This is a genomic window from Betaproteobacteria bacterium (assembly GCA_009377585.1).
Classification (GTDB): Bacteria; Pseudomonadota; Gammaproteobacteria; order Burkholderiales; family WYBJ01; genus WYBJ01.
On sequence record WHTS01000085.1, the window covers coordinates 13,228 to 27,609 of the forward strand.

Consider the following 14,382-nt stretch of genomic DNA (forward strand, 5'->3'; position numbering starts at 1 on the left):
TCCCATGAACATGGCCGCGCCGAACAAGGTCAACCTGCTGCTGGTCGACGACCAGCCGGCGCGGCTCTTGAGCTACGACGCCATCCTGGCCGGGCTCGGCCACAACCTCGTGCATGCCCGCTCGGGCGAGGAGGCGCTGCAGCGCCTGATGGAGCTCGACTTCGCCGCCATTCTGCTCGACATCAACATGCCGGGCATGGACGGGTTCGAGACCGCGGCGCTGATCCACCAGCATCCGCGCTTCGAGAAAACGCCCATCATTTTCGTCACCGCGGTACACGTGACCGATCTCGACCGCTTGAAGGGCTACACGCTCGGCGCAGTCGATTACGTCTACGTGCCGGTGATCCCCGAGATCCTGCGCGGCAAGGTGCAGGTGCTGGTCGAGCTGTATCGGCATCGGCGCGAGCTCGAGCTGGTAAACCAGAAGCTCGCGCGCTCCAACACCGAGCTGGCGCAGGCCAACATCGCCCTGCAGGCGGAGAAGACGCGCGAGCTGGAAGCGCTCAATGCCTCGCTCGCCGCGGCCAACCAGGAGCTCGAGCGCACCAACCGCAGCCTGCAAACAGAGATTGCGCAGCGTATCCGCGCACAGGCCGCGCTGGAGGATGCGGACCGGCGCAAGGACGACTTCCTCGCCATGCTCTCGCACGAACTGCGCAACCCGCTCGCCGCCATCCAGGGGGCAATCGAGCTGATGCAGCGCAAGCAGATCGAGGATCCTCAGCTCGCATGGGCGCGCGCGGTGCTCGCACGCCAGAACCAGCATCTGAGCCGCCTGATCGAGGATCTGCTCGATGTCTCGCGCATCACGCGCGGCGTTCTCGCGCTGAAAAAGCTACCGGTCGATCTGCGCGAGATGCTGGAGCACGCGCTGGAAGCGATACGACCGATGATCGCCGCGCAGCAGCATGCGCTGGCGGTGAAAATCCCGGGCGCTCCGGTGCCGGTGCTGGGCGATCCCGTGCGGCTCACGCAGGTGGTGAGCAATCTGCTCAGCAACGCCGCCAAGTACACCGAGCCTGAAGGACGTATTTCGCTCACGCTCGCAATCACCGGCGCAGACGACAATGCGCAAGCCGTGATCGAGGTCGAGGACAACGGCCGCGGCATCGATGCGGCTGCCCTGCCGCGGCTGTTCGAGCCCTCCACGCACGCCGAACGTTTGAGCCGTGGTGCACACGGGGGCTTGGGCATCGGCCTGGTGGTCGTACGCGGCCTGGCGGAGATGCACGGCGGCCGGGTCGAGGCCTTCAGCGAAGGCAGCGGCCGCGGCAGCCGCTTCACGGTTCGTCTGCCCGTGCTGCAGGCAGCCGCCGCTGCCGGCGCAGCGCCCGAGCCCGCGCCCGCGCCAGTGCCAGCCGCGTGCGCCAACGGCGCCCTCAGGATCCTGGTCGTGGACGACAACGAAGACTCGGCCGAGAGCATGTCGATGCTGCTGCAATGCGACGGGCACGACACCGACACCGCCTATTCCGGCGAGACGGCCTTGCGCCTGGCGTGCAGCCTCAGGCCCGACGTGGTCCTGCTCGATATCGGCATGCCCGGCATGCTCGGCTACGAGGTCGCCCGGCGGCTGCGCAGCCTCGAAGAGGCCGCGCACGCCATGCTGATTGCCGTAACCGGCTACGGGCGCGAATCGGACGTGGCCAAGGCGCGCGACGCGGGCTTCGACCACCACCTGGTGAAGCCGGTCGATTTCGACAAGCTGCGTTCGTTGCTCGCCACGCGCCAGGGCAGCCTGCAGTCGGGGTGAGCGCAGCGCCGGCCAGCGCGTCTGCGCGCTCGCAATTTCCGGCAGGGCTGCACGCGGCCTACCGGGCTGACGAATCGCAGTGCGTGCAGGCGCTTGCGGCAGAGGCCGAAGCCGATATCGATCCCGCCCAACGCGCCCGCATCCGCGACCGCGCCATCGCCCTGGTCAGCCGCATGCGCGCCGACCGGCCCGTATTCGGCGGGCTCGACCAGATGCTGCAGGAGTTCGACCTCTCCAGCAACGAAGGCGTGCTGCTTTTGTGCCTGGCCGAGGCGCTGTTGCGAGTGCCGGACGCCGACACCATCGACGAGCTCATCAGCGACAAGCTCGGCAACGCCGACTGGGAAAGGCATATCAGCCCGGGCAAGCCCTTGTTCGTCAACGCCGCCACCTGGATGCTGATGTTGACCGGCAGCGTGGTCCAACGCGAAGACGACCCCGGCGAGCGTTCGAGCGAGATCGAGCGCATGCTTTCGCGTCTCGGCCGGCCGGTCGTGCGGCGGGCGGTGCTGCATGCCATGCGCATTCTCGGCAGCCAATTCATCCTCGGCCGCACGATCGAGGAGGCGCTGCGAGAGGCCGCAGCGGACGAGCACGCGCGGTACCGACATTCCTTCGACATGCTGGGCGAGTCGGCGCGCGGAGCCTCGGATGCGAAGCGTTACTTCGATGCCTATGCCGGCGCCATCGGCAGCATCGCCCATGCGGGCCTGGGCGGTGATCCAATTACCGCGCCCGGCATCTCGGTGAAGCTCTCGGCGCTGCATCCGCGCTACGAGTATGCGCAGTGCGACCGGGTGCTGCGCGAGCTCGTCCCTCGCTTGCTCGAGCTGGCGAAGCTTGCCCGCGCGGCCGGTATCGGGCTCACCGTGGATGCCGAGGAAGCCGATCGGCTGGAGATTTCGCTGGAAATATTTGCCAGCGCGTGGCGCGATGCGGCGCTCGACGGCTGGGAAGGTATGGGTCTCGCGGTTCAGGCGTATCAAAAGCGCGCGCCGCATGTCATCGCGTGGCTGGCCGAGGCAGCGCGCGAACGCGGCCGTCGCATCCCTGTGCGGCTGGTCAAGGGCGCGTACTGGGATAGCGAGATCAAGCGCGCGCAGGAGCGCGGGCTCGATGGCTATCCGGTGTATACACGCAAGGCCTCCACCGACTTGAGCTACCTGGTTTGCGCGCGCCGCATGCTCGCCGCGGGAGCTGCGCTCTACCCGCAATTCGCAACCCACAACGCGCACACGGTCGCGGCCGTGATCGAGCTCGCGGGAGCGCGGCGCGACTTCGAATTTCAGCGCCTGCACGGCATGGGTGAGACGCTCTACCGGCCAATCGTCGATGCGCAGGGCGCAACGCTTCACCGCCAGGTCATCGATGCGCAGGGCGAACCCGCCTATGCGTGCCGGATCTACGCACCAGTCGGCATGCACGAAGACCTGCTCGCATACCTGGTGCGGCGGCTGCTCGAGAACGGCGCCAATACTTCGTTCGTCAACCGTATTGCCGATGCGCAGCGGCCAGCCGCCGACGTCATCGCCGATCCGCTTAGGATCGTGCCGGCGTTGCTCGACCAGGATCGAGCGCGTACGAATACGCCTCACTCCCCTCTCCCTCCGAATACGCCTCACTCCCCTCTCCCTCCGAGGACGCCTCACTCCCCTCTCCCTCCGAGGACGCCTCACTCCCCTCTCCCTCCGAGGACGCCTCACTCCCCTCTCCCTCCGGGAGAGGGGCTGGGGGTGAGGGAGAACTCCTCGAAGATCATTCCCTCACCCTCGATCCCTCTCCCGGAGGGAGAGGGAAGACAACATGCTCACTCACGCGCCGCCGTGCTCCCAGACGGAAAGGGAAGCGAGGCGCCTTCAGGAATTGCCCATCCGCGCATTCCCCTGCCCCGCGATCTCTATCTCCCCGAGCGCCTGAACTCGCGCGCATTTGATCTGAGCGATTCGCACGTCATGGAGCCCCTGCTGCAGCGGTTGCACGAGGAAGCGAAGCGCGACTGGCGCACCAACCCGATCATTGCCGGGCGCCGGATCGCTCGCAACGAGCGGCCGGTCACCGATCCATCGGACCGGCGCCGAGTCGTTGGCCATGTCTGCGAGGCCGAAGCCGCGGACGTCGATGCAGCCCTGGAACACGCGGTTGCCGCAGCGTACGAATGGGACCGTGCCGGAGCCGAGGTCCGAGCCCAATGCCTGGAGCGCATGGCCGATTTCATCGAGCAGCACTACGAGCCCTTCATGGCGCTCGCGGTGCGCGAGGCCGGCAAGACCATCCCCGACGCCCTGGCCGAAGTGCGCGAAGCAACCGACTTCTGCCGCTACTACGGCGCGCGCGCACGCAGCGATCTTCGCGTGCGCACGCTGCGCGGACCGACCGGGGAGCACAACGAGCTGCAATGGCACGGGCGCGGGGTGTGGAGCTGCATCAGCCCGTGGAATTTTCCGCTCGCCATCTTCACCGGCCAGATTGCCGCCGCGCTCGGCGCCGGCAATTGCGTGATCGCCAAGCCCGCCGAACAGGCACCGCTCATCGCCGCTCTAGCCGTCGAGCTTTTCCACCGCGCGGGTATTCCGGCCGAAGTGCTGCAACTGCTGCCCGGAGCCGGTGGGACCATTGGCGCGCAGCTTATCGCCGATCCGCGCACCTCGGGCATCGCCTTCACCGGCTCGGTCGAGACCGCGCACGCGATCAACCTCGCGTTGGCCAAGCGAACCGGGCCGATCGTGCCGCTGATCGCCGAGACCGGCGGACAGAACACCATGATCGTCGATTCGACGGCGCTCCCCGAGCAGGTGGTCGACGATGTGATCGCGAGCGCGTTTCGCTCCACCGGCCAGCGCTGTTCGGCGTTGCGCGTGCTGTTCCTGCAGGACGAGGTGGCCGAACGGATCATGGGCTTGCTGTGCGAAGCCGCCGCCGAGCTCGCGATCGGCGACCCGGGGCTGCTCGCAACCGATGTCGGCCCGGTCATCGACGACGAGGCGCTCCAGCGGCTCGAAGCGCACTGCGGCCGCATGCGCGCAGACGCACGCACCTTGTACACGGCGCGCCTGCCCGCGGACTGCGCGCACGGCAGCTTCTTCGCCCCGCGCATCTTCGAGATCGACGGCCTCGACCGGGTGCCCGAGGAGGTTTTCGGACCAATCCTGCACATCGTGCGCTACGACGCCGACCATCTCGATCGCGTGCTCGAGGCGATCAATGCAACCCGCTTCGGGCTTACACTCGGGATCCAGACACGCATCGGAGCCAAGGCGCGCGAGATCCAGGCGCGGCTGCGCGTCGGCAATGCCTATGTCAACCGCAACACGATCGGGGCGGTCGTCGGCGTGCAGCCTTTCGGCGGCGAAGGCCTGTCGGGCACGGGACCGAAGGCCGGGGGACCGAATTATCTCCAGCGCTTTGCGGTGGAGCGAGTACTCAGCATCAACACCGCCGCGAGCGGGGGCAATACCAGCCTGGCGAATCTGGACGATTGTTGAGCATAGTAAGCATAGGGTCAGGTCTTGCGTTTTGCATGGGCGTTCGCGCATTGCGAGGCGGCAACACCCGTTTGGTGAATTCCGGGTCAGCTAATGGGGTCAGGTCTTGCGTCTTGCATGGGCGTTCGCATCTTGCGTGGCGACAATACCAGTTTGATGAATTTCGGCGATTGAACTGAAGGAGGCACGTAATGGCGGCTACAGTCGTTGGCAGTGGCGAGCACACCTACCGGGTGGAGGAAGATTGGGCGCGTCTTCCGCCGGGCGTGGACGTGATAGCCGCCTCGGTCACGGTCGATTCGCAGGACAACGTCTACTGCTTCAGCCGCGTGAAGGAGCATCCCGTGGTGGTGTTCGATCGCGACGGCAAATTTTTGCGCTCGTGGGGCGAGGGGCTGTTCGCCTTTCCGCACACCATCCGCGCCGACAAGGACGACAACCTGTGGCTGGTCGACCGCGACCTCGGCCAGATGATGCAGTTCGATCGCGAGGGAAAGTTATTGCGCACGATCGGCACGCGTGGCTTTCGCTCCGACACGGGCGTCGCGCCCGAGGACTTTCGCTCCGATGCCTATCGCGACGTCACCCACGGCGGCGGTCCGTTCAACCTGCCGACCGACATCGATATCGCCCCCTCGGGCGAGATGTTCGTCAGCGACGGCTACGGCAACGCCAGGGTGCACAAATTCGACGCCACCGGCCGGCATGTCCAGTCATGGGGTGAGCCCGGAACGGGGCCTGGACAATTCAACCTGCCGCACGGCGTGTGGGTCGACCGCAGGGGCCGATTGCTCGTTGCCGACCGCGAGAACGACCGCATCCAGGTGTTCGATCAGAACGGCCAGCTGCTCGACGTGTGGCGCACGAAGCTGATCGGCCCTGCCGTCATGTACGTGGATGCGCACGATGTCGTCTACACCGTCGAGCATAACGGCGGCTTGGTCAGCGTGCTGACGCTCGATGGCGAGCGTCTCGCCCAATGGGGCGATCCCTCGTTTCGTTCCTGTCACGGCATCTGGGGCGATTCGCGCGGGGATCTCTACGTCGTGCGGCCGGGATCGTGGGGTCGCAAGCGGCGCGTCGTCAAACACTCGCGTGTCCAGTAGCTCAATTCGGGTGCGTTAACGTTGTTCGCGGAAGCGCGTGCGACGAGCGCAGCCGCGTCGATTTGACCAAGGCCAACCGCATGAACGCAATGCGGCTGGCTCCCGCCGCCCTACCGGGAAAGGACGTATTCGGCAACCATCGCAGCCGCCTGGTCGATCTCCTCCACGCTCGTGTCCCGGCCGACGCTGAAGCGCACTGCCCCGCGCGCAAGCATCGGGTCGACGCCCATCGCAGCCAGCACCGGCGAGATGCTGATGCGCCCGTCATGGCACGCCGAGCCGGTCGACGCCGCCAGCTGCGGGAGTGCCGCAAGGAGCTCCGAGCCGACGCAGCCGGCGAAGCTCACGTTGAGCGTGTTCGGCAGCCGGTCCTGCGGATGGCCATTGAGCACCGCGCGCTCACCGAGCCGCGTATGCAGCTGGGTCCACAGCCGATCGCGCATTGCCGCCATATGCGCCGCGTTCGCTTCCAGCCGCTCGCGGGCGATACGGCAGGCAGCGCCGAGCGCGACGATGTAGGGCACGTTCTCGGTGCCGGCACGCCGCCCCGATTCCTGCCCCGCGCCATGGATCAGGGGCTCCAGCACGATGCCGGAGCGGACGTAGAGCGCGCCGACGCCCTTGGGGGCGTAGAGCTTGTGCCCCGCGAGCGTCAGAAGATCCGCGCCGAGCGCGTTCACGTCGACCGCGATCTTGCCGGCCGACTGCGCGGCATCGACGTGCAGCAACGCGCCGTGCCGGTGCGCGGCCTCGGCCGCGGCCGCAACCGGCTGCACGGTTCCGGTCTCGTTGTTCGCGTGCATGAGGCTCACGGCCAGGGTTTGCGGCGAGAGCGCGCGTTTCAGCTGCGCGAGGTCGATGACCCCGTGGCGGTCCGCGCCGATGTCCACGACTTCGAAGCCGAAACGCTGCAAGGCGCGGGCCGTTTCCAGCGTGGCTGGATGTTCGACCGCACTCACCACGATGCGCCGCCGTTCGCCGGCCGTCTGCGCGAACGCCAGGCCTTTCAGTGCATGATTGGTCGCTTCCGTGCCGCCGCTGGTGAACACGATCTCGTCGGACGCGCCACCGACCAGGTGCGCAACCTGGCTTCGCGCCGCTTCCACCGCCGCATGCGCCGGCGCGCCATAGCCGTGCTGGCTCGACGGATTGCCGAAGTGCGTTGCGAGGTAAGGCAGCATCGCCTCCAGCACCTCGCGCGCGATCGGCGTGGTGGCGTTGTAGTCGAGGTAGATCGGCGCGGTGCTCATTGCAGGCTCGTGTGAAACGAATGCTGAAAGCATCGAGCGGGGGGCTCGCTAAACGCTGGCGAGCAGCTTGCTCCAATGCGGGTCGAGCTTGCGCTGCATTCGAGGTCCGCAGGCGTGCAGCGCTGCCCAGGTGGTGGACAGTATGTTGAGCAACACCGGGCGGCCGAGCTCTGCCTCCAGCTCGGGCACGGCATGGATCGCATGCCAAAGGCCGCCCGGCATCAAGAGCGCCTGCGCTTGCGGCGCTGCCCGCAGCGCTTCGCGCCCCAGCTCCAGCGCGAGCAGATGATCGTCGGCGGCGCTGGCATGCTTGTTCTGTTCCAGCGTGCGTGCCCGCGAGCGGCAAACGAGGACTTCGATCTCCGCCTGCGCGAGGTAACGCGTCAACGCCTCGTTGACCGCATCGGGCCAGCGCGTAGCCAACGCGATGCGTGCGGCGCCCAGGTGCTGCAGGGCCGCGATATGCGCTTCCAGGTCGGTATCGCAGACGATTCCGGTCCGCTCGGTACCCTCGTGCAGGATCTCGCACATGCGCGTACGACCCAGGGCGGACGCGACCGGAACGCCGCTCAGGGCGATCCGGTCCACCTTCTTGCGCGCGAGCAGCTCGAAACGCTGCCACAGCGTCGGCAGCTCGGTTTCGACCGCGGCCAGGCTGTACTCCTTGAGATCGAGGCCGGTGGTTACCAGCATCATGCCTTCGGGGGCGATGCGATAGAACTGGTACGCATCCATGTCCGTGTACAGATGCGGGATCACGTAGCCGAGCGAATACCAGGGATGGATGGGGTTCATTGCCGTATCGTCCGCGACCGATGTCGCGCCATTATGCGGCAAGTTTGCGGCGGGAAACGATTTACCGTTGCGGGGACTGCGGGGTAGTCATCTAGCTAGCACAGCAACCTCGGGCGACAGCACCCGCCTCACTGGGCGATTATTTAGCGCTACCGACCGCGTGTCACTCGCGCGCTACGGACTGCATCACCCCGTTAGCGTCGGCGTATACATCTTGGAGGGCCAGGTCGTCGTAAACATGAACTTCGCCACCGCTCTTTTGCGCGAGCAGGCACGCCCACTGAAGAACGACCGATTTTTCCGACGCCGCACCGATCGCAATGCCTGTTGACGGCGAGATCAAATGCCACTCGCTTCCGTGCCTCACGACACGATAGACCTTCATGGCGTCTGCCCGTCCGGCTCGTTGTTCTGCTCCCTTACGCAGCCAGCATACGCCTACACTGTTACAGCAGTAAACAGGCCTATGGGCCGGGCGAGGGATTGAGCGACTGGGTGAGTCTCGGTGAGCTACGCGAAGATACGACGGGTGCCCGCACGGCAATTCGCAATGCCATTCCTGCACGACGCTGTAGCGCCCCTCCGGCCCGTCGTGACGTTCGATCCCGCGAAGCTGCAAGGCGAGCGGTGCGACGCCTACCAGCACCGGCTCGTAAAGGTCTGGGAGCAGCGATTGCGCGGCCGCGGTTCGCATATCAACCGCGGTGAGGATCGCTGACTATGCGGACCCGGAAACGATCGCCGGGCAATTGCGCTTGCTGGCGGCCACGCTGACGCGGCCGCGCGATAATGGGCGGGGGAGTTTTAACCCCGGGCCGCGGGCGGCGCTAGAACGTAACCGCCGTCACCAGCAGCGCGGCTGCGCAAAGCGAGACCTCCTACGCTCTGGCCGCCTCCATGGCTTCCACGGCCGAATGTCCAATCACGGCAAGCGAGCCCGAACATTGGCTTGGACTGAAGCTTACCGGCCCGCTCGGCCGATCTTTCAGCTCCGACAATGTGCCATGAGCCTCGTCCGCTTCCGTCGAAGTCTGCACCCGCGCCGCGCCGCGCTTCCTGATCATTGCGCGTGCTACGGCTTGCCACGTAGAGTCCGACCTCCTACCTCAACTGGCGATCGGAACTATGAATTTCGATCGCACGCCATTTCGTAATCACTCAAGCGTGCTTGGGCAATCGTTCGGCTTTCCGAGGACATCGATACCAGATCGCCCGGCGGGATCGAGCTCCAGAAGACCGACGATGCCGAGATATTCGACTCGGTCACCGGCGGGACGACGGATCGCGCAAAGCGGGGACTACATCCGTTTCGAGGCGAGGCGACCGTGAAAGGACACAAGCATCGGTAACGCCAGAACGATCAACGCCAGCGTTCCGGGCAGCGGTACCGATGTAGCCGCCTCAACCGATTCATCGGAGATACGAAGCTGGGTGAAATCGGGATAGTCCTCCTGGCCCGTGCTTGGTGTTGCGATGCCTCCATTGTGCGGCAGCGACAGCTCTTGCAGAACGGGCTCATCGATCTTTTTCGCTAGACCGTCGTCGAGGACACTGATGGGAGGCACGGTCCCGTTCGAATTGTCACCGGTTATGACCGGGTCGCCTAGCGAACCGGCGTTGTCGGTGGGAAGTTCTTCGTTCGGTGCACCGAGCGGACCGCCATCCGCACCGGAGTCACTTCGCTGCGGATTCTTGTCGCCATCGGCGCCTTCTTCGAGCGCCGGATGAATCTCGGCTCCGCGGGAATTGTCCTGAGGTTGAGAGTCCGAATCCGTTTGGGAAAGCGAGTCCGAATCCCCTTCGGAAAGCGAGCCGCCGGATAGCATCATTCCCGCTGGTCCCGCGATGCCGGCTAGATGCTGGCTCGGATAGAGATGCGATGGCAGTCCGAACGCGAGTAATGGCATGCGAGAACGCTGTCCGCCTGCTCCATACCTTTGCGCGGCGGTGAAACCGCTGCGGTAGACGTCGCTAGAAGCTAGGTCACGCCCGGCTTGATACTCGTTCGAGGTGCTCATGCTATCGGATATCGTCCAGAAAATATCGCCCGACTCCCCGGAACTTCCCAATCGGATGGGTCCCACGTGGGCGAGCGCGACCTGAATCGCCGCGTCATGCGCCTGCTGAGACGTTGTCTCGGAAGGCGCATCGCCACGGTCCAATCCCGCCTGCCCGGGGGTTGGGTATTCGGCTTCGAAAGCGGCGATCATCCATTGCCGCAGCGGTGCGAAAGCATCGCTGGAAACGGAGAATAACAAGAGCGCGCTACCCAATGCCGCAGATATTTTGATCGTGCGCGCATGGGTGCCGCATGCGTTGCTCACGAGTTTCCTGATTCGGCGCATGGAACTTTCCAGCGCGGTTGAGAGTGATCCGAAGCTATCCGCTTCCATGCACTGCTCCATCATTTCAGTTGCCAAGCCCTTCGGCATTCCATGCCGAACGGGTATACGGCGGACCTATTCGCAACCGATATGCCACGCTACGAATCAATCGCTTAGATGAAATGACAATTGCGAGTGTAAAGAAAGCCGACGCGATTAGAACGCCGACGCGTGGTGCGTTTCCATGTCGCGGTCCACTGCGCGAGCGCATGCAGAGATCATTCGCTTGCAAGCGCCGCTCGAATCATCCTTCGCCCAGAAGGGGGCAGTTTTACTCCGGCGCTTGAAGTGAACTCCTTCGGGTGGACTCTTTCAGGCAGCGGGTTGGACAGGATGGCCGGTGTGTAGCTGTTCAAAGTGAATCGGACTGCGATAGCCCAAGGTCGAATGCAGCCCTCGGGTATTTTGTAGACCTCGTAGATGAAGCGCGGGATATCGCGGACCACGTCGTCGAAGCTTTCGTATTCGGATCAGATGCTCAGCGCACTTTGATCTCGACCCGCCGGTTGCGCGGCTCGGGCCGCTCGTCCCGTGTGGGAATCAGCGGCTCGCGCTCGCCGCGTGCGGCCACCTCGATAGCATCGGCGGGAACGCCCGCCGCCACGAGCCGAGCAGCGATCACACTGGCCCGCTGCTGGGACAGCCGGTCGTTGTAATCGGTCGCCCCCAGCCGGTCGGTATGACCGATCACCACTACCTCCGCGCCTGACCAGGATGCGATTCGCTTGCGTGCATCGTCGAAGGCTGCTTTCGATGCTGCCGTGAGCTCGTCGCTGCCCAGCACGAAATACATGGTGAAGGGCTGCGGTTTTTGCGGCTGAGCGGACAGCAATCCTTGGTAGCGGCGCTTGATCTCTTCGGCCGTAAGCGCGTTCGATTGCAGCACGCTGCCGCGGCGATCCGCGCTGGTATAAGGCGTGTCGAGCAACACCTCAATGTCACCGGCTTGCACGACCACCGCCGAAGGGCGTTCGGTGTCTGAAGGCAGGAGAATGACACGCTCGGTCAATCGCGGAGCGGGCTCCACCGTCGGCTGTGCCGCGCAACCCGAAAGAACGATAGTTGTCGCAACAAAGGCGATGCGCGGGTTCACTGCTGTTCCTCCAGGTCGACGATGAAGTCGGTGCCGCGTATTCCGATCGTCATGGTGGGCGTATTGAACTTGACACGCTCTGGCGTGTGCTTGGCGATGATGCCAGTGATGACGCGCGCTGTACCCCGCAAGAACGAGATCGCGAAAGCGCCCGCGTACGAGCTGGAGTTAAACTCGAACTCGCGAATGACGAGCTCACTGCCGGGTCCGATCGCGAGCCGGGTATCGTCGTGTAGCGTGACGCCGACATAGCTGGCGCCCGCTGCCGATATGCGATCTCCCGCGAACACGCGCTGTCCCGGTGCCATAGGCAGAACCGATGATTCGCGAGTGATGCTCGCCGATCCGATCAGCGTCTTGACCACGCCGGCGCTTTGCGCTGCGCCCGCGTTGCCGGAAAGCACGCAAAGCGCTGCCGCGATCACCACACGTCGCCACCTTGCCGTCCTATTGCCCTCGCTCATTTGGATCCCTTTTGAACCCTGAAAAGCCATGTATGGCGTCGGCAAGTCAACCCGAACGCGTCGGCGTTTTGCAGCGAGGGAGCGAAGGTGCGGTACGGTACTGCGAAGCGCGCGCGTCGGCTGCGCACGATCTCGGCAGTCCCGCTGTCATAGGGCTTGCAGCCCCTTAGACCGGTAACTTTGCGCCCCCGCCTTTCGGTTGGGTTTGCCCTTTCGACGACCTGCTCTAGCCAAATTTGTGCCGGGCATCAGGCGGCACAATTTCACGGTACTGCGCTTTTTACTTCAGCCTCGGCTGCCGACCAAGCGGCATCTGCGGCGAGCCGCCAAACCGACCGCGTACGCCTTCATGGTCGGACCTTCGTCTCCCCGTCGGAACTGTATCCGCCTAGAACTGTATGGGCGCGGAACTTGCAGCCGGTGAAGGTGCAGTCTGCTATTCACGCACCCGGCCTGAACGACCAGCGAGAGGTAGGAGCATGCGCGCCGAGTCACCCTAGATCGCGCGCTGTCGAGCGGCCAGCATCTTCCCTTGCCTCGATGAAGTGGGAAGGAGCGCGAAATTATGCGCACTTCCTTGGCATTCCCGAGCGTGATGCATTTGGCCTCCGACTTGCTCCCTCGCTGCCTAACTTGCAGCGTACGGGGTGTGCATATGCCGGGCAGGTACTGCCACGTGATATTCCGGGATGGCGCTTGGCACTTGTACTCAGGAGATTCAGCATTCCCCCTCATGGTGGACGAGAACAAGAGTGCCGTTGTAAAGGCTGCTCGCAGCCGAGCACGTCAATACGGCATGAAGGTAATTATTCATCGTGCGCCCGACGAAGAAGAGAAGCGTCCTGGCCGCCCGTAATCAGTCGAAAACCTGACAAGGCGACCCATGCCAACGCTAAAGCAATGCCCCATAAGGTGGAAGCTGTCGGGCGCGATGAAGGAAGACGGCGGGTTCGCGTTCTGCGGGAAGGTAGGCACGGCATTGATACCCGCCTCCTGCTTGTTTAGATTAGCCACCTGTACCAAGCACTTGGATGGCGAGCGCGTGTCTGGACAAGAGCGGACTCAACAGACGCAGACATTAGTGCTCAGCGCTCTACAGCGCCGATCGGCGCGCGAAGTGAAGCTCGCGAGATTCCTGGCCGAAGTCCACGTCCACGCGTGCACCGCGATCCCGGAGGACATTGACCCGATCGGAATGATCCTCACGCGCGTCGGGGGCGCACCCGCACACCACCGAATCGAGAGCACTCCGCAAAGCCGTCCTTGCCGTGTTATCCAACGCCGACCTATGGCGCTTGGCACGGATGCGCTGGCTATTGGACGCATTCGCGGCGTACCTTCTCTCAGGCCACCGCGCACCGCCCGGCGCTCGGGATTGGGGACGCCTTTCGCCCCGCACAAACTCGCGCGCTCTTGTTCCATGAGCGTCGCGAGCACCTCCTTGCCCGTTTGCACGCACAGCGCGAAGAACGCTTCCTTCGCACTCCTCAGCGCCGAGAGCACGCGCGCTGGAATGGCTACGTTGAGGGCCCCTGCATCGGCTTGCGATTGGCAAACGATCGACTTCGTGACAGTCTTCGCCATGGTGGCTCCTTTCTTGGTTTGGCGACCCTCTGCATATCACATGCAGGAGAAAGGAGCCGCCACCTCAGACTTTCAGTTCAACATTGATCGGGACAATGCCTCTGGAGGCGCATAGAGCGCGTGAACAAGCTTCATGCTTAAGCGTTGCCACTCCGTTACAATGCTTTTCGCGGTTCCTCTGCGAAGGAGCTTGCTTCCGCTCCGTTCACGAGCAGTCTCCGCGCTGCTGCGATGAAGTCGTCCACCACCTTGTGTCGCATATCGTCACCGACCATCGTCGCCCTCACTTGGATCGGCGAGCTGTCGAGTGGCGCTTCAACGACCCAGCCCGCAGAGAATGAACTATGGTCCTCCATGTGCTCACGAAGAATGTTGATGACGAGCTGGCGAAATTCCTCGTCAGTAAGACTCATGTGCTTTCGCACCTCTTGGAGGACGCGCACCTTAACCATTGCGGAGATGGAATCC

Annotated in this window: 10 protein-coding genes, 1 pseudogene and 1 riboswitch; of the genes and pseudogenes, 4 read left to right on the forward strand and 7 right to left on the reverse strand. The window is 64.4% G+C overall.

Annotation, left to right across the window (positions count from 1 at the left end; translation table 11 throughout):
• Positions 1-4 precede the first annotated feature (4 nt).
• From GEV05_21835 to GEV05_21850, 4 genes and pseudogenes are all read left to right on the forward strand, one after another.
• Positions 5-1,756 carry a response regulator gene (locus tag GEV05_21835; GenBank protein ID MPZ45977.1) on the forward strand — a complete coding sequence of 584 codons (1,752 nt, stop codon included), beginning with the start codon at positions 5-7 and terminating at the stop codon, positions 1,754-1,756.
• A gap of 173 nt (positions 1,757-1,929) precedes the next feature.
• Positions 1,930-3,297 (forward strand): annotated as a pseudogene (locus tag GEV05_21840) (bifunctional proline dehydrogenase/L-glutamate gamma-semialdehyde dehydrogenase).
• A 186-nt stretch (positions 3,298-3,483) separates the two neighbouring features.
• The gene (gene putA / locus GEV05_21845) at positions 3,484-5,238 is read left to right on the forward strand and encodes a bifunctional proline dehydrogenase/L-glutamate gamma-semialdehyde dehydrogenase PutA (GenBank protein ID MPZ45978.1); all 1,755 of its coding nucleotides are present in this window, start codon (positions 3,484-3,486) and stop codon (positions 5,236-5,238) included.
• Between the two features lie 191 nt (positions 5,239-5,429).
• Complete coding sequence (locus GEV05_21850) at positions 5,430-6,344, forward strand: hypothetical protein (protein MPZ45979.1); 915 nt, start codon at positions 5,430-5,432, stop codon at positions 6,342-6,344.
• Positions 6,345-6,454: 110 nt separating this feature from the next.
• Here GEV05_21850 and GEV05_21855 read toward each other — a convergent pair whose 3' ends face one another.
• The 7 genes from GEV05_21855 to GEV05_21885 form a co-directional block, all read right to left on the reverse strand.
• Positions 6,455-7,594 carry an aminotransferase class V-fold PLP-dependent enzyme gene (locus GEV05_21855; protein MPZ45980.1) on the reverse strand — a complete coding sequence of 380 codons (1,140 nt, stop codon included), beginning with the start codon at positions 7,592-7,594 and terminating at the stop codon, positions 6,455-6,457.
• A gap of 48 nt (positions 7,595-7,642) precedes the next feature.
• Positions 7,643-8,389 carry a hypothetical protein gene (locus GEV05_21860; protein ID MPZ45981.1) on the reverse strand — a complete coding sequence of 249 codons (747 nt, stop codon included), beginning with the start codon at positions 8,387-8,389 and terminating at the stop codon, positions 7,643-7,645.
• A 163-nt stretch (positions 8,390-8,552) separates the two neighbouring features.
• Positions 8,553-8,774 carry a hypothetical protein gene (locus GEV05_21865; GenBank protein MPZ45982.1) on the reverse strand — a complete coding sequence of 74 codons (222 nt, stop codon included), beginning with the start codon at positions 8,772-8,774 and terminating at the stop codon, positions 8,553-8,555.
• Positions 8,775-9,687: 913 nt separating this feature from the next.
• Positions 9,688-10,782, reverse strand: coding sequence for a hypothetical protein (locus GEV05_21870; protein MPZ45983.1), 1,095 nt, complete (start codon positions 10,780-10,782; stop codon positions 9,688-9,690).
• Positions 10,783-11,251: 469 nt separating this feature from the next.
• A complete protein-coding gene (locus GEV05_21875; protein MPZ45984.1) occupies positions 11,252-11,866 on the reverse strand; it encodes an OmpA family protein in 615 nt (204 codons plus the stop codon).
• Positions 11,863-12,360 carry a hypothetical protein gene (locus GEV05_21880; GenBank protein MPZ45985.1) on the reverse strand — a complete coding sequence of 166 codons (498 nt, stop codon included), beginning with the start codon at positions 12,358-12,360 and terminating at the stop codon, positions 11,863-11,865. Before GEV05_21880 ends, GEV05_21875 begins: the two co-directional genes overlap by 4 nt.
• A 101-nt stretch (positions 12,361-12,461) precedes the next feature.
• A riboswitch (cyclic di-GMP riboswitch) is annotated at positions 12,462-12,550 on the reverse strand.
• Positions 12,551-14,069: 1,519 nt separating this feature from the next.
• Positions 14,070-14,327 (reverse strand): hypothetical protein, encoded by a 258-nt coding sequence (locus GEV05_21885; GenBank protein MPZ45986.1) that lies wholly within the window; start codon positions 14,325-14,327, stop codon positions 14,070-14,072.
• Positions 14,328-14,382 lie beyond the last annotated feature (55 nt).